General features: G+C 63.7%; 22 protein-coding genes and 2 pseudogenes. 11 read left to right on the top strand and 13 right to left on the bottom strand.

What is annotated here, in order from left to right; all coding sequences use genetic code 11:
• Positions 1-2: 2 nt before the first annotated feature.
• The gene (locus tag O7A05_RS16825) at positions 3-218 is read left to right on the top strand and encodes a hypothetical protein (protein WP_337094165.1); all 216 of its coding nucleotides are present in this window, start codon (positions 3-5) and stop codon (positions 216-218) included.
• On the opposite strand, the gene O7A05_RS16820 is transcribed toward O7A05_RS16825, so the two are convergent.
• Complete coding sequence (locus O7A05_RS16820) at positions 215-679, bottom strand: winged helix-turn-helix transcriptional regulator (RefSeq protein WP_337094164.1); 465 nt, start codon at positions 677-679, stop codon at positions 215-217. The genes O7A05_RS16825 and O7A05_RS16820 overlap by 4 nt on opposite strands.
• A gap of 96 nt (positions 680-775) precedes the next feature.
• On the opposite strand from O7A05_RS16820, the gene O7A05_RS16815 reads away from it, so the two are divergent.
• Complete coding sequence (locus tag O7A05_RS16815; protein ID WP_337094163.1) at positions 776-1,363, top strand: dihydrofolate reductase family protein; 588 nt, start codon at positions 776-778, stop codon at positions 1,361-1,363.
• Positions 1,364-1,446: 83 nt separating this feature from the next.
• Here O7A05_RS16815 and O7A05_RS16810 read toward each other — a convergent pair whose 3' ends face one another.
• Together O7A05_RS16810 and O7A05_RS16805 are read right to left on the bottom strand one after the other, a co-directional pair.
• Positions 1,447-1,683 (bottom strand): hypothetical protein, encoded by a 237-nt coding sequence (locus O7A05_RS16810; protein ID WP_337094162.1) that lies wholly within the window; start codon positions 1,681-1,683, stop codon positions 1,447-1,449.
• 158 nt (positions 1,684-1,841) lie between these two features.
• On the bottom strand, positions 1,842-3,086 hold the full coding sequence (locus O7A05_RS16805) for a cytochrome-c peroxidase (protein ID WP_337094161.1): 1,245 nt from the start codon (positions 3,084-3,086) through the stop codon (positions 1,842-1,844).
• Positions 3,087-3,440: 354 nt separating this feature from the next.
• On the opposite strand from O7A05_RS16805, the gene O7A05_RS16800 reads away from it, so the two are divergent.
• The 3 genes and pseudogenes from O7A05_RS16800 to O7A05_RS16790 all read left to right on the top strand — a co-directional run bounded on the left by O7A05_RS16800 (position 3,441) and on the right by O7A05_RS16790 (position 5,260).
• On the top strand, positions 3,441-3,863 hold the full coding sequence (locus tag O7A05_RS16800; RefSeq protein WP_337094160.1) for an OsmC family protein: 423 nt from the start codon (positions 3,441-3,443) through the stop codon (positions 3,861-3,863).
• A gap of 5 nt (positions 3,864-3,868) precedes the next feature.
• Positions 3,869-4,393: pseudogene (locus tag O7A05_RS16795) on the top strand (carboxymuconolactone decarboxylase family protein).
• A gap of 123 nt (positions 4,394-4,516) precedes the next feature.
• Positions 4,517-5,260 carry a 2OG-Fe(II) oxygenase gene (locus O7A05_RS16790; RefSeq protein WP_337094159.1) on the top strand — a complete coding sequence of 248 codons (744 nt, stop codon included), beginning with the start codon at positions 4,517-4,519 and terminating at the stop codon, positions 5,258-5,260.
• Positions 5,261-5,288: 28 nt separating this feature from the next.
• On the opposite strand, the gene O7A05_RS16785 is transcribed toward O7A05_RS16790, so the two are convergent.
• Positions 5,289-5,615 carry a GYD domain-containing protein gene (locus O7A05_RS16785; protein WP_337094158.1) on the bottom strand — a complete coding sequence of 109 codons (327 nt, stop codon included), beginning with the start codon at positions 5,613-5,615 and terminating at the stop codon, positions 5,289-5,291.
• Positions 5,616-5,826: 211 nt separating this feature from the next.
• Between O7A05_RS16785 and O7A05_RS16780 the strand changes: the two genes are divergently transcribed.
• The gene (locus tag O7A05_RS16780) at positions 5,827-7,449 is read left to right on the top strand and encodes an ABC-F family ATP-binding cassette domain-containing protein (protein WP_337094157.1); all 1,623 of its coding nucleotides are present in this window, start codon (positions 5,827-5,829) and stop codon (positions 7,447-7,449) included.
• Positions 7,450-7,524: 75 nt separating this feature from the next.
• Here the strand turns inward: O7A05_RS16780 and O7A05_RS16775 are convergent, their stop codons facing one another.
• The 7 genes from O7A05_RS16775 to groES all read right to left on the bottom strand — a co-directional run bounded on the left by O7A05_RS16775 (position 7,525) and on the right by groES (position 13,251).
• Positions 7,525-8,139, bottom strand: coding sequence for a glutamine amidotransferase-related protein (locus O7A05_RS16775; RefSeq protein WP_337094156.1), 615 nt, complete (start codon positions 8,137-8,139; stop codon positions 7,525-7,527).
• 119 nt (positions 8,140-8,258) lie between these two features.
• Positions 8,259-10,151 carry a molecular chaperone HtpG gene (htpG, locus tag O7A05_RS16770; protein WP_337094155.1) on the bottom strand — a complete coding sequence of 631 codons (1,893 nt, stop codon included), beginning with the start codon at positions 10,149-10,151 and terminating at the stop codon, positions 8,259-8,261.
• Positions 10,152-10,212: 61 nt separating this feature from the next.
• On the bottom strand, positions 10,213-10,515 hold the full coding sequence (locus O7A05_RS16765) for a DUF982 domain-containing protein (RefSeq protein WP_337094154.1): 303 nt from the start codon (positions 10,513-10,515) through the stop codon (positions 10,213-10,215).
• Positions 10,496-10,894, bottom strand: coding sequence for a helix-turn-helix transcriptional regulator (locus tag O7A05_RS16760; protein ID WP_337094153.1), 399 nt, complete (start codon positions 10,892-10,894; stop codon positions 10,496-10,498). The genes O7A05_RS16765 and O7A05_RS16760 overlap by 20 nt, the downstream gene beginning before the upstream one ends.
• Positions 10,895-10,956: 62 nt before the next feature.
• Positions 10,957-11,178 (bottom strand): hypothetical protein, encoded by a 222-nt coding sequence (locus O7A05_RS16755; protein WP_224585424.1) that lies wholly within the window; start codon positions 11,176-11,178, stop codon positions 10,957-10,959.
• Positions 11,179-11,246: 68 nt separating this feature from the next.
• On the bottom strand, positions 11,247-12,875 hold the full coding sequence (gene groL / locus O7A05_RS16750) for a chaperonin GroEL (protein WP_224513211.1): 1,629 nt from the start codon (positions 12,873-12,875) through the stop codon (positions 11,247-11,249).
• Between the two features lie 61 nt (positions 12,876-12,936).
• A complete protein-coding gene (groES, locus tag O7A05_RS16745; protein ID WP_337094152.1) occupies positions 12,937-13,251 on the bottom strand; it encodes a co-chaperone GroES in 315 nt (104 codons plus the stop codon).
• A 331-nt stretch (positions 13,252-13,582) separates the two neighbouring features.
• Here groES and O7A05_RS16740 point away from each other — a divergent pair, with 331 nt between their 5' ends.
• The 5 genes from O7A05_RS16740 to O7A05_RS16720 all read left to right on the top strand — a co-directional run bounded on the left by O7A05_RS16740 (position 13,583) and on the right by O7A05_RS16720 (position 17,400).
• Positions 13,583-13,930: a hypothetical protein gene (locus tag O7A05_RS16740; protein ID WP_337094151.1), complete on the top strand. Its 348-nt coding sequence runs from the start codon at positions 13,583-13,585 to the stop codon at positions 13,928-13,930.
• Between the two features lie 13 nt (positions 13,931-13,943).
• On the top strand, positions 13,944-14,222 hold the full coding sequence (locus tag O7A05_RS16735; RefSeq protein ID WP_337094150.1) for an usg protein: 279 nt from the start codon (positions 13,944-13,946) through the stop codon (positions 14,220-14,222).
• Positions 14,223-14,461: 239 nt separating this feature from the next.
• On the top strand, positions 14,462-14,938 hold the full coding sequence (locus O7A05_RS16730; protein ID WP_337094149.1) for an Hsp20 family protein: 477 nt from the start codon (positions 14,462-14,464) through the stop codon (positions 14,936-14,938).
• Positions 14,939-15,029: 91 nt separating this feature from the next.
• Complete coding sequence (locus tag O7A05_RS16725) at positions 15,030-15,539, top strand: Hsp20/alpha crystallin family protein (RefSeq protein ID WP_337094148.1); 510 nt, start codon at positions 15,030-15,032, stop codon at positions 15,537-15,539.
• Positions 15,540-15,972: 433 nt separating this feature from the next.
• Positions 15,973-17,400, top strand: a complete 1,428-nt coding sequence (locus tag O7A05_RS16720) for a coiled-coil domain-containing protein (RefSeq protein ID WP_337094147.1) — start codon at positions 15,973-15,975, stop codon at positions 17,398-17,400.
• 40 nt (positions 17,401-17,440) lie between these two features.
• Here the strand turns inward: O7A05_RS16720 and O7A05_RS16715 are convergent, their stop codons facing one another.
• Together O7A05_RS16715 and O7A05_RS16710 are read right to left on the bottom strand one after the other, a co-directional pair.
• Entirely contained in the window at positions 17,441-18,334 is an 894-nt protein-coding gene (locus O7A05_RS16715) for a hypothetical protein (protein ID WP_337094146.1), read from the bottom strand.
• 92 nt (positions 18,335-18,426) lie between these two features.
• Positions 18,427-20,087, bottom strand: a pseudogene (locus tag O7A05_RS16710) (acyl-CoA synthetase).
• Between the last annotated feature and the right edge of the window lie 152 nt (positions 20,088-20,239).

Genomic DNA, 20,239 nt, shown 5'->3' with positions numbered 1-20,239 from the left:
ATATGGTAACAAGCGAGCCAGACAGTGTCCGTGTAAAAGCCGTCAATGGCCAGTGGATCGTGCGCGTCGTCGATGGCGGCAGGCTGACGCAGCAGGTGTTCGATATTCAGGCGCAGGCCGAGATCTTCGCCGAGGAGGAGCGGCTGCGATTGGGGCTGCCCGGAGAGCCGCCGGCCGGGGAGCCGGTTGGGCCGCTGCGACGCGGACGGGTTCCCTAGCCTGTCTCGCCCATGAGGGGGAGACGGGCAGCTGCGGCGTCCCGTTGGCCCAGATGCTCGGTTCTCAGCTTCCGCTTCATCCGCTCCAGCGCCGGCTCCCCGCCGGCCGCGAGTTCATCCGCGATCTGCGCGAGCTTGTCGTCGGCGCTGCGATGTTTGCTGCCCCAGGCGCCCAGGATCGCCAGCACCGGTAAAAGGTCGATGCCGGCATCTGTCAGCCGGTAGATCGCCTTCAGCCCGTGCGTAGGGTCGTCGCTGCGCGTGAGGATGCCTTCGTCGACCAGCGTCTGCAGCCGCTCGGCGAGTGTGCGCGACGAGATGCCTTCGTCGGATTGCAGGAATTCGCGAAAATGCTTTTTCCCAGCGAAGACCAGGTCGCGGATAATGAGCAGAGTCCAACGGTCGCCGAGCAGTTCGAGCGAGAGGTTGATCGGGCAGCCGGATCGTCCCTTGGTCGACATCGGTACAGTTCCATTTTTAAATCGCTTTACTATTGACATCATTGTCGTGTCGCGTCAAATGGTTCCAAAAGTAAATCAATTTGAGAGGAGACCGAAATGAGAAAGCTCATCCTGCAGATGCAAATGTCGGTCGACGGTTTCGTCGGCGCAGGTGAGGATCGTCGGTGGCAGCTCTGGGAATGGGGCGACGACAGCGCCTGGGACGAGGAACTCAAGCAGGATTTCAACGCCATTTTCGAGACCATCGACACCATCCTGTTGAGCCGCAAGATGGTTGAGGAGGGCTATCTGACCCACTGGGGCAACGCGGCAAAGAAGTATCCGAAGGACCCTTTCTATGCCTTCGCGCGGCGCATCGTTGAGGCTGACAAGGTGGTGGCGAGCGACAAGCTCGAGGCTTCGCGCTGGGAGCGCACGCGTGTCGTGAGCGGCGACCTGCCGAGCGAGGTGCACAGGCTGAAGCAAGGCGAGGGCGGCAACATCGCCGTGTTCGGGGGCGCCGGCTTCGCCTCGGCGCTGATTGCCGCTGCCCTTGTCGACGAGTACCAGCTCTTCATCAATCCGGCGGTTCTGGGCAGCGGCCGCCGCATCTTCGACAAGGGCGGATTTGGCAGGCTGAAGCTCCTCGGCTCGAAGCCCTATGCCAGCGGCATGGTGGTGAGCCGCTACGCGCCGGCGCAATGAGCAACCGGAGCGGCCCGCCGTTCCAGGGAAACGGCAAACCTGCTCGAGCAGCCCTGCCTGAATCAATCTGGCAGCACGGCCTCTTAATTGCCTGTTTGACCGGACCTTTCCTGGGTCGTGCGGACCAGTCGCAGGTACGCGACCGGCCCGCTGTATTGCGGCAGGGCTGTGTGGTCGTTGCCCATGGTGGCGAACCAGCGGGCTTCACGGGATGTCAGGCCGATCAGCACCCGGCCGGCATATTCGGCCGGCGCCCCATTGCCCGCATCGAACACCGCCCAGCTGTTGCCGGGCGGCTCCTGCACCGCGATGAACCTCATTCGAGACCCCCGTCCCGTGAAGGGTGGCTGACATATAGCAGACGAGGAATGACGTTGCTATGATGTGGCTCACATTGGCACACAATTGAGGTGGATAGCCGGGCGCCGACTGGGATCGCCGCATGTTGCGTCCCAACGATGTGTCCTGGCAGTTTGGACTACTGTCCCGTCTGATCCGCATCCGTCAACGTGCGGAGGAAGGCGACGATGTCGTCGATCTCGGCGTCGGTCAGCGCCGGCTTGTCGGCGGGCTTTCTGCCGTTGAAGGGCGGGTCGGTGTTGAGGTTTCCCCAGTAAGCCTTTGGCAGGTCGTCGAATTTGTTGACGGTGCCATCGGCCTTCTTTGGGTACCAGCGCCCGGGGTCGCTGTCGCGGCTGGCATAGAAGGCCACCGCCTCGCGCAGCGTGTGGAAATAGCCATTGTGGAAAAAGCTTTTCCGGAGCGCCACGTTGCGCAATGTCGGCGTCTTGAATAGGCCACAATATTCGGCGCGGCCCTTGAAGTCGGCGCGCAGCGGGCCGCACAGGCCAAGGTCGAAATAGTTGGGATCGGCATTGGCGGGAATCGCCGGGTTACGCGGAACGGCGATGGCGATCAGGCCATAATCGGTGAATTGCGGCGGCTCGCCGTCATTGGCCGGTTCGCTGAGATGGCAGCTCGCGCAATTGCCCTTCGCCTCATCCTCGAACAGCATGCGGCCGCGCAATTCCTGCGCGGAGAGCTGCGCCTTACCGGCGAGGAAGGCGTCGTAGCGGCTGGAATAAGGATAGAAATCGGCGCTGCTCTGCTCGAACGTGCCGAGCGCTTCGACCGCGGCGTCGAAGGCGTCCTGCGGATGATCGAAGACATCGGCCCCGAAGGCCGCCTTGAAGGCGTCGGCATAAGGCGCCTGGCGCAGGCTGGCGACCACCTGGGCCGCGTTCTTGTTGCCCATCTCGAAGGGCGAGAGCAGCGGGATCCTTGCCTGGTCCTTGCCATGGTCGGCGCGGCCATCCCAGGTCAGGCCGCCGGTCGGGCCATTGTCGACGCTCTCGTCGCCTTCGTCCTCGGAATCGTAGAAATGCTCGGTGAAGGCCGGCGCCGCCTGCAGGTAGCGCAGCGACGGCACGGCGCGAACGCCGGGCTGGTCGAGATTGGCTCCGCCCATTTCAACCGGCGAGGCCGAGGCCGGGCCGAAAGCATGGTTGGGATCATGGCAGGACGAGCAGGCCTGTTTGCCCGATGCAGAGAGAGACGGATCGAAAAACATCTGCCGCCCCAGCGCCGTCAGCGCCTCGGCGCGCGCAAACGCCTCCTGGCGCGACATGGGGCCTGGATGAACGCTGGACGGCTCCGCGGTGTTGGCAGGCGCGGTAAAGCCGACTATCAAGGCCGCCAGAAGGGCGACCGCATGATTTTTCATCGTATGGGCGGCATCCCTGATTTCTTTTGCCCGATCATCCGCGACGTAGGGATCGAGTGCAACGGATTGATGACCGGTCTTCTCGCTCACGAAACGGTGTTCGGCCGGGGCGGAACTCACATGGGTGACAAGGCGCCAACTGGCCAACGCCGCGCCGCCCCTCATCCGCCCTTCGGGCACCTTCTCCCCGCGAACGGGGAGAAGGCAAGGGCCGCCGCGCGCGACAAGCCATTTCTCCCTGACTATACGGGGAGAAATGTCCGGCAGGACAATGAGGGGCAGCGCCGGCCCGTGGCGATTGTCCTTCTCACTCATCGTCCGCTAATGATGGTCGTCGATCTGACGAGGAACGCAATGACTGACCTGAAGCTACGCACCCGCAACGCCAGCGCGCTTGCCGTCCTGCCGCCGGGCGGCCTGCCAGCGGTCACGACGCCGACCGGCGGCACCGTCGATGTGGTCACGCAGGTCAGCGCGCCCGGCTTCAGCCCGCTCGACCTGCTCTATGCCTCTTTGGCCGCCTGCATGGTGCTCAGCGCCCGCATCGCCGCCACCCGCCTTGGCGTCGCCGACCGGCTCGGCGAGGTAAGGGCGGATGTGAGCGGCGACAAGGCGAAGGATGAGCCGTCGCGGGTCGAAACATTCATCGTCAGATTGGAGATCACCGGCGACCTCGATGCCGCAATGAAAGAGCGGATCCTGGCGGACGCGGAAGACATCTGCACCGTCTCCAACACGCTGCGCGGCGCGCCGGCGCTGCACGCGACATTGGGGTGAGCGCGATGGCGTATCTATCCCCCATCGACTACGCGACCGCCTCGGACGACATCCGCGCCGAGCACGACCGAGAGCTCGCGTTGCGCGGCCGCATGACCAATATGAAACGCATCCTGCTTCACTCGCCGGCCGCGCATCGCATCTACGCCGAATGGTTCACGCTGCGCGACCTTCTCAAGCCCACGCTCGACGACCGCGCCATCTGGCTGTTCTCGAAGGCGATCGCCGGGACGATGCGCGCCGAGATCCCCGTGACCTTCTTCCGCCGCGCGTTGATCGACAGCGGGCTCGACCCCGAAGCGATCGAGCCTACCGCCGACGAGGCGCTGCTGATTGGCTTCGGCAAGTTGGTCGCCGCCGATGCCAACGCCGTTCCAGACGAAACCTGAGCCGCGCTCAAAGCACGCTATGACGAGACGCTGCTGGTCAACCTCACCGCCTTCGCCGGCATCATGGTGGCGACCTGTGTGTTCACCAATGCGGTCAAGGTGGATCTCGATCCGGAGCTGGAGGCATATCGCAAGCGGTGAAGCTGCTGATCTCCCCCGCAAGGGAGATTAGCGCTCCAGCGCCTCCCCACCTTGTCATGAAACGGGTGGTTCGCTCCGGCTGCGCGCCCCATCTTCGGGACAAGCAAGCGATGGAGCCAACGCATGACCATCCATTCCCTCAACACCAGGCGCGCCAGCCGCTCCGCTGAATCCCGCGTCGCGGCGCAGGATTGGCGCGCGCTGGTGTCAGACCTCAATGCCCATGGCTGCGCGGTCATGTCCGGCCTGCTGTCGGCGGACGAATGCGCCGATATCGCCGCCCTCTATCCGCATGAAGAGCATTTCCGCAGCCAGGTCGTGATGGCGCGTCATGGCTTCGGCAAGGGCGAATATCGCTACTTCAAATATCCGCTGCCTGACCTGATCGAAGGCCTGCGCTCAGCCCTCTATCCACGCCTCGCCACGGTCGCCAATGACTGGAACGAGAAGATGAGGGTTGCCCAGCGCTATCCTGCCGACCACGCCGCCTTCCTGAAGCGCTGCCACGGCGAAGGCCAGACGAGACCGACTCCGCTTCTGTTGCAATACGGCCCTGGCGACTTCAACTGCCTGCATCAGGACCTCTACGGCGCTCTGGCCTTTCCGCTGCAGGTGGCGATCCTCTTGTCCGAACCCGGGGAGGATTTCACCGGTGGCGAATTCGTGCTCACCGAGCAGCGCCCGCGCATGCAGAGTCGCGCAGAGGTGGTGCCGCTCAAGCGCGGCGATGCGGTGATCTTCGCCGTGCACAACCGGCCGGTGGAGGGCACGCGAGGTTACTATCGCGTCAACCTGCGCCACGGCGTCAGCCGGCTGCGCTCGGGCAGGCGACATACGCTCGGCATCATCTTCCATGACGCGAGGTGACACTCCCCGAGGCGGCGTTTTTTCGCCGCTACGCTCCCGGCCGCCGATAACGAATCGATTTCGCCCTGCCCAGCGCGTCCATCGTGTCCTCGACGCTGAGGAGGACGGTGGTCTCGCAGGAACTGAGTGCCCCTCCGGCACCGATGGCGAGCACGACGGACGCCATCGAAACATTGTCCGGCGCCTCCCACAGGTTCCAGCCGTCGTGTTCGCCGAACGCGTACCAGAACCCGTGCAGCTTTCCGCCCACCGATTCTATATATGAGCTGGCTGCTCTGCGGCGATCCTCCGGGTTTTCGATCATTCGCGCCCATGTCTCGGGCGTGTAGCTGAAGCGCGTCAGGTACATGGCCATAGTTGGACCTCCCTTGCCAGAGCCATCAAGTGGTTGGCTCCAGCACTAAGCGCTCGATCTGTCGGCGACGCGAATCAATTTTACCGCGGCTGGGCTCTGCCTCGAAGGAATAGCCGAGCGCGGTATGCGGCGCTTCTGCCTCTTCCCTCCGCACCCTCATTCGCGTATGCCCCGGGGCAAATCCCGCCATCTCAGCGCAGTTTCCCGCCCCATGATCCGTCTCGAAAATATCGGCAAGCAGAACGGCCGACAGATTGTCTTCATCGAAGCCTCGGCCGCCTTGCAGAAGGGCGAGAAAGTTGGGCTCGTTGGTCCGAACGGCGCCGGCAAGACGACATTGTTCCGCATGATCATCGGTGAGGAGCAGCCGGACGAGGGACAGGTCTCCGTCGATCGCGGCGTAACCATCGGCTATTTCAGCCAGGATGTCGGCGACATGGGCGGCCTGAGCGCCGTCGCCGAGGTCATGGAAGGCGCCGGGCCGGTAAGCGCGGTCGCTGCCGAAATGCGCGAGCTCGAGCATGCGATGGGCGATCCCGGCCGCGCCGACGAGATGGATGAGATCATCGAGCGCTATGGCGAGTTACAGCACCGTTTCGAGGAGCTCGACGGCTATGCGCTCGACGGCCGCGCGCGCGAGGTGCTGGACGGCCTCGGCTTTTCCCAGGAGATGATGGACGGCGACCTTTCAAAACTTTCCGGCGGCTGGAAGATGCGCGTCGCGCTCGCCCGTATCCTGTTGATGCGCCCCGACGTCATGCTGCTCGATGAACCGTCGAACCATCTCGACCTCGAAAGCCTGATCTGGCTGGAGAAATTCCTCAAGGATTATGATGGCGCGTTGCTGATGACCTCGCACGACCGCGAGTTCATGAACCGTATCGTCACCAAGATCATCGAGATCGATGCCGGCGCGCTCACCTCCTATTCCGGCAATTACGAATTCTACCAGGAGCAGCGTGCGCTGGCCGACAAGCAGCTGCAGGCGCAGTTCGAGCGCCAACAGGCAATGCTGGCCAAGGAGATCGCCTTCATCGAGCGCTTCAAGGCGCGCGCCTCCCATGCGGCGCAGGTGCAGAGCCGGGTGAAGAAGCTCGACAAGATCGACCGCGTCGAGCCGCCGAAGCGCCGCCAGACGGTGGCCTTCGAATTCCAGCCGGCGCCGCGCTGCGGCGAGGACGTGGCGACGCTGAAGGGCATCCACAAATCCTATGGCAGCCGCTCGATCTATTCAGGCCTCGACTTCCAGATCCGCCGCCGCGAGCGCTGGTGCGTGATGGGCGTCAACGGCGCCGGCAAGTCGACGCTTTTGAAGCTGGTGGCCGGTGCCTCCGAACCGGACGAGGGTTCGGTTGCGCGCGGCCCGAGCGTCAAGATGGGCTATTTCGCCCAGCATGCGATGGAACTGCTCGATGGTGAGCGCACCGTCTTCCAGACGCTAGAGGACAATTTCCCGCAGGCGGGCCAGGCGCCGCTGCGCGCTTTGGCCGGCTGCTTCGGCTTTTCCGGCGACGAGATCGAAAAGAAGTGCCGCGTGCTTTCCGGCGGCGAGAAGGCGCGGCTGGTGATGGCGCTGATGCTGTTCGATCCGCCCAATCTGCTGGTGCTCGACGAACCGACCAACCACCTCGACATCACCACCAAGCAGATGCTGATCGAGGCGCTGTCGCAATATGAAGGCACCATGCTCTTCGTCTCGCATGACCGCCATTTCCTCGCCGCGCTGTCGAACCGCGTGCTGGAGCTGACGCCCGAAGGCATCCACACCTATGGCGGTGGCTATACGGAATATGTCGCCCGCACCGGCCAGGAGGCGCCGGGGCTGAGGGGGTAGGGACCGCTTTTCAGCCGAAAAGTTTCGTTACGAAGCCGCTGAACCAGGCATGCTGTGCCGCGTGGTGGGCTTCCATCAGCCGGTCCTGCTATCCCGGTCCTGCGCTCCGAGCGTTCCGTAGGGCGCGCCTTGCCGTTCATGCCAGCGCCGAAAGCCGGCCGGACCCTGCTCCGCATGGAATTGCAGCGCGTAGGTTTTCTCGCCGATCCGGAACGCCTGATTGGGGAACATCTCACTCGAGGCGAGATGCACGGCGCCTTCCGGCAGGGCGAACGTATGAAAATGGTTTTGCGGCAGAAAGAGCGGCCGGTCGAGAAAGTCGCCGGCCTCGGCCGTCGGCGTGATCTCGAAATAGCCGAATTCCCTGATGCCGCTTTCCACCGGCCCGACATCGGCGCCCAGATGCCAGGCGATCTGCTGCGCGCCCTGGCAGATGCCGAGCAGCGGCAGGTCGTTATCCAGGCAATGCTCGATCAGCGCGGCTTCGTCGTCCAGGAACGGATGCTTGTCGGTGTCGAAGACGTTGAACGGACCGCCATAGATCACTGCACCGTCGGCAGTGTCGAGATCGATCGGTTCGCCCTTGAACGGCATCGCGGTCGCGATTGCATGGCCATTGGCCTCCAGAGTCGTCTGGACGTGATCGTCGCCTGGTTCTTCCGAGTGCCTGACCAGAACGATACGCTTCATCGGAGGCTCCTGCCGCTCATTTCGCGAGGAACACGATAAAGCCTGGAGGCCTGCTGCGAATGTGCCAGCGTCCAGTTACGGCTGGACGCTGGCAAGCCATTCAAGCGCAGCGCCGGCACTTACCCCTTTGCCAACCCGCGATCGATCAGCCGCGCAAGCCGCGCCGAGAACGCCTTGGCGTCGGCCGGCTTGTCGCCGTCGAGCACGCGCGCTTCGTCGTAAAGCAGGTGCGCGGCGTCTTCCTTGAACGCCTTGTCTTCGTCGCCGAGTTTCGCCAGCGCCGCCACGCGCTCGTGGCGCGGGTTGATCTCGAGGATCGGCTTGGCCGCCTTGTCGAGCCGGCCGGCGGCATTGAGCAGGCGCTCGAACTGACGGTCCGGGCCATGCTCCGGCGCGACGAGGCAGACGGCGCTTTCCGTCAGCCTGTCGGAGGCCTTCACGTCCGACACCTCTTCGCCAAGCGTCGTCTTCACGAAAGCCAGGAAGGCGGCGATATCCGATGACCTCTCGGCGTCGGGCTTCGCCGCATCCTCCGGGAGCGCGATATCGGCAAGTTCTGCCGCGCCTTGCGTCACCGATTTGAACGGCTTGCCGTCGAATTCCGGCGCCATCGTCACCCAGAAACTGTCGACCGGGTCGGTCAGCAACAGCACCTCGATGCCGCGCGCGCGAAAACCTTCGAGCTGCGGCGAGGCTTCGAGCCGGGTGCGATCGTCGCCGGCCATAAAGAAGATCGCTTTCTGGCCTTTCTTCATCGCTCCGACATAGTCGGCAAGGCTGCGCCAGCCGTCGCCTGAAGTTGTCGAACGGAAGCGGGCAAGCTTCAGCAACTGCTCGCGCCGCTCGTAATCCTCATAGAGGCCTTCCTTGAGGACGACGCCGAAATTCTCCCAGATTTTGGCGTAGGCTTCGGCATCGTTTTCGGCCGTTTTGACGAGGTCGCCGAGAACGCGGTTGGTCACGCCCTTGCGGATCGCTGCGAGCAGCGGGCTTTCCTGGATCATCTCGCGCGAGACGTTGAGCGGCAGGTCGGCGGAATCGACCAGGCCGCGCACGAAGCGCAGGTAGCGCGGCAGGAGATCGGCATCGTCGGTGATGAAGACGCGGCGCACATAGAGCTTAATGCGGCCCTTGCGGTCCTGGTCGAACAGGTCGAACGGCCGCGATCCTGGCACGAAGGCGAGCACACTGTATTCCTGCCGGCCCTCGGCGCGGAAATGGATCGTCGAGGCTGGCTCGTCATACTGGCCGGCGATGCTGCGGTAGAAGTCGGTATATTCCTCCGGCTTGATCCCGCTCTTTTGCCGCACCCAAAGCGCCGTCCCGTCGGCGATGTCGCGCGGTTCGGCGCCGGGTTTCTCAACGAGCGTGATCGGCACCGGCACATGGCCCGACTGCGACTTCGCCAGCCCCTCGAGCCGATAGGGCGTGGCGTAGGAAGAGGCGTCTTCCATCAGATGCAACACGACGCGCGTGCCGCGTTTGGGCGCTGCCTCGAGCGGCACCGGCGCGATTTCATAGGTGCCCTTGCCGTCGGATGACCAGCGGAAGGCCTCGTCGCTGCCGGCCTGACAGCTGATGACGTCGACACGGTCGGCGACCATGAAGGCCGAGTAAAAACCGACGCCGAATTGGCCGATGAGTTGCGTGTCTTCCGCCGCCTTACCCGCCTCGACGCGCTCCATGAAGGCGCGCGTGCCGGAGCGCGCGATCGTACCAAGCGCCTCGGCCATCTCGTCGCGGCTCATGCCGATGCCGTTGTCTTCGACCGAAAGCTCCTTGTTGTCCGGATTGGCGGCAATTGTAATGCGCGGCTTGGCATCGTCGCCCAGAAGCTCTGGCCGGCTCACCGCCTCGAAGCGCAGCCTCTCGCAGGCATCCGCCGCGTTGGAGATCAGCTCGCGCAGGAAGACATCGCGGTCCGAATAGACCGAATGCACCATCATATGCAGCAGCCGCGAGACGTCCGCCTCGAATGTCCTGGTTTCCTTCGCCTTGGTGTCCGTCGTCATTCAGAATTCCTGGGTTAGGTTATTTTGTCCGCCGCGCCAGCACGCGCCGGGTTTCAAATCTTCAGCCATTATTGCTTGTGGACGCGCGCCCTGCCAGCGCTGCGGGCGCCAGCGAAACCATGTCCGGCGCCAGAATATCGTGGCGGCGGGCGAAGGCAACAAGGGTTGCCCGCACCGTTTCCGCGTCGATCTCGCCGGCAATGCCGGCTCTGCAGGCGTTGAGCGCGATCGCATATGCGCTGCTCCTGCTCGCCGCGGGCCAATCTTGCAGCAGGGCATAGGCTTCCGCCACCGTCTCCAGCCGCACCGGCAAGCCCATGCCGACGAGGACAGTGACAGGCTCTTCAAAGCGGTCGTGGTTCATGGTCTGGACCCTCTTTCGGATGGATGCCCATCGCGCCGGGGCGAAGGCCGACGGTCCCGGCGAGCACATGCCGGCGCGGGTAGGGGGCTTGCAGGACGATGCCGTGCGGCCGCTGGCCGATGCCGGTGAAGGCCTGCACAACCACCGGGCCCGCCGGAGTGGTGAGGGCCGCTGGACTCTGCTGGTTCAGGCGCGGCGGCGGCAGCGCGCTATGCGCCTTGGCCAGGGCCTCGATCCAGGCGGCGACCGCCAGCGGTACCGGCGCGCGCCCCTCGATCCAGCGCGCCACGTCGTTTCTGGCGCAGCCAAGCTCCTGCGCGAGGGCGGCGGCGTCCCATCGCAAGGTTCTCAGGCATTCCCGCAATCGTCCCGCAATCATGGCAATCCTCGTCCGTTCCGCGATCGTATGGACCCCGCCTTGGAAGCGGTGCCCGATTTGGCTCAGCCGCGTGCGGATGTCTCCGCCGCCGATACCTGCTGTGCGGCGAGGAACATCAGCGTCGAGGCGACCGTCCGCCGGTTCCATCCAGCGGATTCGGCCGTGTCGAGCAAGCGTGTCAGCAGCGGCTTCAGCGCGCTCCGGCATTCGGCTTCATAGGCGAGGAATTCGCTTGCCGGATGCGTCGGCGCGGGAACCGAGCCATCCCCGCTCATCATATCCATAAGGGGCCTCCCATCGTGCGTTTCGAAACGCCCGCTCCCGTTGCCGGAAGCGGGCTCCCGTCGGCGTCTCAGAAGTCCATGCCGGCACCGGCCGGCATGGCCGGAGCGGCTTCCTTCTTCGGCTTCTCGGCCACCATCGCCTCGGTGGTGACGAGCAGACCGGCGACCGAAGCGGCGTCCTGCAGCGCAGTGCGCACGACCTTGGCGGGGTCGATCACGCCCTGCTTGTAGAGGTCGCCATATTCGCCGGTCTGGGCGTTCCAGCCATAGGCGAATTCGGTCTTCTCGCGCAGCTTGCCGACGATGATCGAGCCTTCCGACCCGCTGTTCTCGGCGATCTGGCGCGCCGGAGCCTCGATCGCGCGCCGCACGATATCGACCCCATATCTCTGGTCTGGGTTGTCGACGGCGACCGCGTCGAGCGCCTTGGCCGCCCTGAGCAGGGCAACGCCGCCGCCGGGCAGGATGCCTTCCTCTACCGCGGCGCGCGTGGCGTGCAGCGCGTCGTCGACGCGGTCCTTCTTCTCCTTGACCTCGACTTCCGTCGCGCCGCCGACGCGGATCACGGCAACGCCGCCGGCGAGCTTGGCGAGCCGCTCCTGCAGTTTTTCGCGATCATAGTCGGAGGTAGTCTCCTCGATCTGGGCCTTGATTTGCGTGATGCGGCCCTGGATCTCCTCCTTCTTGCCGGCGCCGTCGACGATGGTGGTGTTTTCCTTCTCGATCGCGACCTTCTTGGCGCGGCCGAGCATCTCTAGCGTGACGTTCTCCAGCTTGATGCCGAGATCCTCGCTGATGGCCGTGCCGCCGGTGAGGATGGCGATGTCCTCCAGCATGGCCTTGCGCCGGTCACCGAAGCCCGGCGCCTTGACGGCGGCGACTTTCAGCCCGCCGCGCAGCTTGTTGACCACCAGCGTGGCCAAAGCCTCGCCCTCGACATCCTCGGCGATGATCAGGAGCGGCTTGCCGGACTGGACCACGGCTTCGAGCACGGGAAGCAGGGCCTGAAGATTGCTGAGCTTCTTCTCGTGGATCAGCACATAGGGCTCTTCGAGCTCGACGCGCATCTTGTCCTGATTGGTGATGAAATAGGGCGAGAGATAGCCGCGGTCGAACTGCATGCCTTCCACGACTTCCAGCTCGGTCTCGGCCGTCTTGGCCTCCTCGACGGTGATGACGCCTTCGTTGCCGACTTTTTCCATAGCCTCGGCCAGGAAGCGGCCGATCTCGGCATCGCCATTGGCCGAGATGGTGCCGACCTGCGCGATCTCGTCGTTGCTGGTGATCTTGCGGGCGTTGACCTTGAGCTCGGCGACGACCGCATCCACCGCCTTGTCGATGCCGCGTTTCAGATCCATCGGGTTCATACCCGAGGCAACGGCCTTGGCCCCTTCGCGAACGATCGCCTGAGCAAGCACGGTGGCCGTTGTGGTGCCGTCGCCGGCGATGTCGCTGGTCTTCGACGCGACCTCGCGGACCATCTGCGCGCCCATGTTCTCGAACTTGTCCTCAAGCTCGATCTCCTTGGCGACGGTGACGCCGTCCTTGGTGATGCGCGGGGCGCCGAACGACTTATCGATCACGACATTGCGGCCCTTCGGGCCGAGGGTCACCTTCACCGCGTCGGCGAGGATGTTGACGCCGCGCAGCATGCGCTCGCGGGCGTCGGAATGGAATTTGACTTCCTTGGCAGCCATTGGATCACTCCTTGTTTAGGCAGCTTTCATTGACTGGGTTGCGGTTCGATCGAAGCCCCGGTCAGGCGGCTTTCTTCAGCGTCGCGGCCTGCTCGATCACGCCCATCACATCGCTTTCCTTCATGATGAGCAGATCCTCGCCGTTGAGCTTGATCTCGGTGCCGGACCACTTGCCGAACAGGATGCGGTCGCCGACCTTCACGTCGAGGGGCACGAGCTTGCCGCTCTCGTCGCGGGCTCCCGGGCCGACGGCGATGACTTCGCCTTCCTGCGGCTTTTCCTTGGCAGTGTCGGGGATGATGATACCGCCGGCCGTCTTCTCTTCGGCCTCGACGCGGCGCACGAGCACGCGGTCATGCAGTGGACGGAACGTCATATCGTTCTCCTTCAGGACAAACAGATTGCGAGAGGTCCCTCCGCTCCGGACCGGTAGGACCGGAGCGGGGCTCGCGCGACCCTTTCGGCATCGCGCGCATGTCGAACTAATTTTGCCTTCTTCTACTTTCAAGGGGGTGCCGAAAATTTTTTGGCACTCTCGACCCTTGAGTGCTAGCGCGCTGAAAACATGCGGTAAATTGGACCGTTCCGATAACGGAGAGGCTTGAATTCGCGATTGAGTTGAACAAGATTATCGGCGCCCGGCAGCGCCGGGACCGTTGAGAAACTGGAACCCGAAACAAGGAGTTTTTTGGAGACGGAGGACAGAAATGGACCGACAGACGCTTTCGCCGATCATTCCTTCCCTAGCTCCCGAAATATCAGACCTTTCGCTCGACCGGCTGCTCTCGCCGGCCAGCCATTTTCAGCATCCGCGGGATGTGCTGGAGGACAGCTCGCTCGACATATGGGAAAAACGGGCGATCCTTTCGTCCTGGGCATCCGACGCTTGCGCCGTGGAATCGATGCCGGCGCTGCGCCAGCCGCCGGGCACCGAGCGGCCGGTCTCCTTCGACGACATCATGGATGCGCTGCGTCGGCTTGATGCGCTAGCCCCGCCGCCTGGCGGCCCTGCCGGTGACGACCACCGGCAGCTGGTCGACCGGCTGAGCGCGTGAGGGCCCGAAGGCGATGGCGAGAGCGGTCAGCAGGGAATTCCGCTTGCAGATGAATGGCTATGGCTTGACCACTGCCGAGATCCATTATCATCTGCCCGACCATCCCAGCCTGCTCCAGCTTTACGTCTGGCAGGACTATGATCTTGCCCCGGATTTCCCCGTGCTGAGGGGCTTTCTGGGCTTTTGGGAGCGCGAGCTGGCTGGCGCCTTGCATTCTGTCCGCGTCGCCCACCATCGGCTCATCAGGGCATCGGAATGGCGGGTCGTCGACGGGATCATCGCGATCCATTGAAATCAGCTCCTCAAGGCGGTCGTTTTGTACGGCCGCCTTCAATTCATGATTTGCCTGCCTGCATGCAGACGAAGAGGCTGACTTTTTCACGGCCTTGAAGGCGCTTCGGGCGGGGTCTTGACGTGCCCGCGTCGAATTCCCAGATCGATTGTGCCGGTGCTTGAGAGAGACCGGCAGGTCAAGGGGCACAGCTTCCTTGGCGCCCCTCGTATCTATGTTGCTCAATGGAGGATGTAGCTATGAGAACCACGTTTGACTTCAGTCCCCTGTTCCGGTCGAGCATAGGCTTCGATCGAATGCTGAACGCGCTCGAAACGGCGAGCCGGATCGAAACCGTCGACAATTGGCCACCCTACGACATCGCCAAGACCGCGGAAGACGACTACCGCATCACCATGGCGGTGGCCGGATTCTCGCAGGATGAACTGGCCATTACCCAGGAGCAGAACATGCTTATGGTCTCGGGCCAGAAAGCCGGCGAGGACAAGGGTGAGTACCTGCATCGTGGCATCGCCGGCCGCGCATTCCAGCGACGCTTCGAGCTTGCCGACCACGTCAAGGTCGTTGGCGCCAGCTTGGTCAATGGGCTGCTGACGATCGATCTGAAGCGCGAGATCCCGGAAGAGATGAAACCGCGGCGGATCGACATCGCAGCCGACAGCGCCACGCTCAAAGGCACGACAAAGAAGATCGAAGCCGAGAAGCACGCCGCCTGACGGCCGTCCTGTGAGCGCATCCGAGCTACGCGCCGGGCACTGCCCGGCCCGTAGGAGCCTTTCAAGCCGATGAACAGAAAGGAGCGAAACCATGAGTGTCCGTGATCTGATTCCCTGGGGCCGGAGCAACAGCAACCAGCTTCCAAGCATATTCCGCGACGGTGAGCGCGATCCGTTCCTGTCGCTGCATCGCGAGGTGAACCGCTTGTTTGACGACGTTTTCCGCGGCTTCGACAGCCGGTCGCCGTCTTTTGGCGGTGTTTCCGCCCTGGGCGCCGGTTGGCCGAGCGTCGAGATCTCCAACGGCGAGAAGGAGATCAAGGTGATGGCCGAGGTGCCGGGCCTCGAACAGAAAGACATCGAGGTCCTGCTCGACGACGGCGTGCTGACGCTGAGAGGCGAGAAGCGCTCCGAGACGGAGGACAAGGACAGGCAGTTCTCCGAGCGCTATTACGGCCGCTTCGAGCGCCGCATCCCGGTCGGCTATGAGGTCAAGGAAGACGAGGTGGATGCCCGCTTCAAGAACGGCGTGCTGACCGTCACCTTGCCGAAGAGCGAGAAGGCGCAGTCGCAGGTCAAGCGCATCGACATCAAGAGTTGATGCATCGACGCGGGAGGTCGGCCGATACGCCTCCCGCGTCGCAATCCATGAGAGCCACGGCGACCGGATGCCCGCGCAGCGCAGCTCTTCGCGATCGGCTGACAATAGAGAAAATTATGCGACGGGAGCTCCACTTTTCCGTCCTGAAGTTTTTGCATCGCTCATGTGAATGATGACAAGCAGCTCGCTGTCTTTCCCTTTTTTGGCGCATGCTTTCAGAGCCTACCTCGAGAGAAAACCAGCGTGTTTTAGGAGCCGAAGAGGAATCATCTGGCGGCCGGTCCCCTCAAGATGGGACCGACGATAACGTTAATTTTGGTTTCCTTTGCAGAGGCTTCCCGAACGGAAGGTAAGGGGATAGATTAGCAATTCGTTAAGTACGCCCGGGGGCGAGCGTAAAAGATGTGTCGTCGAGCGTAAGGGATGTGCCGTGATGAATTTCAAGTCTCTGATTAAGCGGGCCGAGGACGTCGACAAGGAATTTCAGGAACTCCAATCGGATCTGGCGGAAGCATTCGAGGACGTTCTTAAAGATGATGAACGGCCGCCGTCGGAGGAGGATACCGTTGCCGGCCAGGAACTGGTGGCAAGCGACGAGAATCCGCCGCCGCCCGAAGAGCATCCCGACGCAGCTTCGTCGCGGCTGACGCCGCATACCCAGACACGGCTCGCCGCGCTGGAGGCTGTGGCCGGGCTTTTCCGCGACGGGCAGGGGCATCTGCAGGAGATCGAGGCGAAGCTGGCGGAGATCGCCACCGCGCATCATATGACGCGTGAGGTCCTCAACGTCTTCCATCGCGACGTTTTGCGCTCCAACGAGCTGGAGCTGGCAAACCTCGCTCTCACCACCGAGCGCAAGGCGCTCTCCGAACAACTGCTCGATGCCGCCCGCAAGCAGCGGGAACGTGACGGCGCGGCCGAGGCCTGGCAACAGCGCGAGGCGAGTCTCGTCCAGGACCGGGAGCAACTGCGCTCGGCACTGGCGGCCGTGCGCCTGGAACTGGTGGAGATGGGCAATGAGGCCGCCAGGCGCGAGACGGAGTTCGGCGAGATCGTCAAAGCCCTGACCGCCAAGACCGTCGAAGTCGACAGGCGCGGCGCCGAGAACAAGCTGCTGCGTGAAAAGCAGGTCGGCCTTTCGGTCGATCTGGAGCAGGCGCAAAAGCGCGAAGCGGAGGCCAGGCACAAATTCGATGAGTTCGCGGCGACCCACGCCAGCGAAACCGCTCATATTGCCGAGCTGATGGCCCAACTCGGCAATCATGAAAAGGAAGAGACTCGGCTGCAGAAAGCCCTGGAGGCGACGCAAGCCAAGCTTGCCGAAACCGTCGAGGCGGCGCGGATCGCCGAGAGCGACAGCACCGCCGAATTGGCGCGCAGCCAGGCAGAAATGCGCGGTTTGCGTGCCGAGATCCAGGAACTGCAGTCGCGTCTGGATAAGGCCTCGACCGACAATGGGGAAGCCACGGCGGAGATCACCAGGCTCAAGACGCAGTTGAACGACGCCGTCACCGAACGCCAGATTGCGGAGAAAAGGCTTGCCGTTCTCAAGGACGAGAGCGAAGCCGACAAGAAGAACCTGTCCGAGGTCAGCACCAATCTCTCACGGCTTTCGCTGCAACAGGCGTCCGAACAGATCCAGCTCGATATCCAGAAGCAGGAATGCGAGGATTTGCGCGCCGAAGTCGAAGCGCTCAACGCCCGCATCCGGGAATTGCTGCCTTACGAGCGCCTGCATCGGGTGACCGACGCAAGGTCGCGCAAGGATGCCGCGCCTCAAACCAACGGGATCATCGCGGAAGCGGCGCGTCCCGTCGCGCGGCGCGTTTCTCGGCGCAACATGCGGGCGAACGCGGGCTGACAAAGACCGCCGCGTACTTTTCTGGAATAGGCTTCGCGGGCTATTTGCCCGCCATGCCGTCGGCGAGGTCCTGCGCCTGCTTGAGCAGCGCCGGGAAGGACGGGCCGCCAGGCAGGCGCTGGGCCATGCAGGCGCGGTAGTCGGCGTCGCCCTTTTCCCAGGCGGCGTTGGCGGGATCGGAAGCCTGCGCGTCGTCCTGATCCGAGCCTTGATCGGCCTGCTGGGCTTTCTGCGCCGCGGCGTCGGCGGCTGCCCAGATTGAATCGCAGGCGGCAATCTTGGGCACGGTGGGCGAGGCTGGCGCCTCGGCGATCAGCACGCGGTCGCCTTTGACGACCGTCACCACGACATGCTGGTCATAGATCGGACCGACATCCTGCGTCCAGCCGCCGAGCCGCGCGATCGCCATGTCGGCGCCGTCGGGCTTCTTCAGCGGAAAGTCGAGCGTGCCGGAGAATGCTGCGTCGCTACCGATGGCCTGGGTGTAGAAACTATCGAGCTTCAATGCCGCGCCGATGTCCGTGGGCAGCTTGAAATCCGCTTCCGCCTCGCTCGATTTGGATTTCAGCCAGCGCTCCGTTAGCCCGCGCGTCGAGGCGACGATGCTCGGACCGTCTTCGCTTTGGGCATACCGCAACCCATCCAGCATGCCATAGCCGATATCGGAAGCGCTGAGGCTTTGAATATTGATGGTGCCCGTCGCCGGGAAACCCTTCACCGAAAGCGGGCCGAGAATGGCGGCGAGACGCTGCTGCAGATCGGCCAGCGCCTTCTCGTTCTGCGCATCGATGGTTTCGATGGCGGTGTTGGCGTTTGCCTGTGCCGCTATGTCGGCAATCGCCTTGTCGCGCGCCGCGATATAATCGTCCTCCGGCGAGCCAGCGAGTGCCGTGCTGCCCGCCAGTGCGAAGAGAAGCGTTAAAACCAACCGCATGCTGCAACCCCAAATTAGCGATCAAGAGCCCTTGCGAGCCATCGCCCGACTTGGCGGCTTTTGCGTGGCGGAAATTGGGGCAGCGGCAATCTTTATTCCGCCTTGCGCTTCTCGACCTCGGCCTTCCTCAGCAAGAAGCGCTGGATCTTGCCGCTCGGCGTCTTCGGCAGCTCGCTGACGAACTCGACCTCGCGCGGATAGGAGTGCGCCGAAAGCCGCTGCTTCACATGCTGGACGAGTTCCTCCGCCAGTGCTTCGCTGCCCTGGAAGGCGGGCGCCAGCACCACGAACGCCTTGACGATCTCGATGCGCTGCGGATCGGGCACGCCGACCACCGCCGCCTCGTTGACCGCCGGATGCTCGATCAGCGCGCTTTCGACATCGAACGGCCCGATGCGGTAGCCGGACGAGGTGATGACGTCGTCGCCCCGCCCGATGAAGGAGACGGAGCCGTCCGGCTCATATTCCACCATGTCGCCGGTGCGGTAATAGCCGCCTGCGATCGCCGGCGTTTCCGCCTCGTGGTAGCCGTCGAACCAGCGCAGCGGTGAGTTCGCGATATCGACCGCCAGCACGCCGGGCTGGTTAGGGCCGAGTTCGTTGCCTTGATCGTCCAGCACCACCATGCGGTAGCCCGGCATGGCAAATCCGGCGGAGCCCGCGCGCACGCTATGCGCCAGCCCATGATGGTTGTTGACCATCATGCCATTCTCGGTCTGGCCGTAATGGTCGTGGATCGGGGCGGCGAGGTTAGCGTCGAACCAGCGGATCACTTCCGGGTTGAGCGGCTCGCCGGCGCTGCTTACCACGCGCAGCCTGCCCTTGACCCGGGCGGCCGCCTCCGGCCCTTCCGCCATCAGCAGGCGATAGGCCGTCGGCGAGCCGGCAAGGCTGGTGACGCCCAGACGCTCGATAATGTCGTAGGTCGATTTGGCGTTGAAGGCGCCTTCGTAGAAGGTGGTGGCAATGCCGAGTTGCAAGGGCCCGGTGATGGCGTAGTAAAGCCCATAGGCCCAGCCGGGATCGGCGATGTTCCAGAAGATGTCGTCGGGCCGTAGCCCGATCGCGTCGCGCATATAGGCGCCGAAGGCAAGCAGCGCGCTGAGCGGCACCGGCACGCCCTTCGGATGTCCTTGTCGTGCCCGAGGTCGACATCATCATGAACAGGTCCGAGCCCTTGCGCATCACCGGCGCGCAGTCGGGGGAGGCGACCTCGAGCGCCGCGCGGAAATCGATGTCGCCTGCCGCAAGGGCATCGCCGGGTCCCAAGAATTGTGGCGATGCGCGGGTGGTTTTCCACATCGTCGAGCTTGGCGCGGTTTGCGGGGTTGGTCACCACCAGCTTCGCCCTGCTGTAACTGAGGCGATGCTCGATAGCCTTCGGTCCGAAAGCAGTGAACAAAGGCTGGTAGACCGCGCCGACCCGCCACGTGCCGAGGATCAGCGCCACCAGTTCGGGAATGCGCGGCAGCATGCCGGCCACGAGGTCGCCGGGGCGCACGCCGAGACTTTTGAGCAGGGTGCCGACGCGGCCCGCCATATCGGCCAGATCGTCGAAGGAGTATTCGCGCAATTCATCGGCGGCCGAGATCGCGCGCAGCGCCAGCCGATTTTCGCCGGTATAGCGGCCGCAGCATTCCACATAGGCGTTGATGCCGGTCGCCGGATCGCCGTGGAGGCGCGCGATCTCGTCCTCGATGCGGAATTGCGCAACGGCATCCTCATAGCGCGGCAGCGCCTGCGTCTCGGTTATAGCATCCTCCCTCGCCGGCGGATCAGCTCCTCATGATCGCCGTTGGCAGGAGATTGCCTGAAAAGACGGCGCGGGTCGATTGCGGCGAGAGTCGAGCAAGCGACCGAGGTCGCGCTCCACGGCGGCCCCCAGACCCGCCGGACAAAGGGGGC

Origin of the sequence: Mesorhizobium argentiipisi (SeqCode) (assembly GCF_037179585.1) — a bacterium.
Lineage (GTDB): Bacteria > Pseudomonadota > Alphaproteobacteria > Rhizobiales > Rhizobiaceae > Mesorhizobium > Mesorhizobium argentiipisi.
Note: the sequence above shows the minus strand (reverse complement) of the source record. Positions and strands in the feature narration are given on the sequence as shown.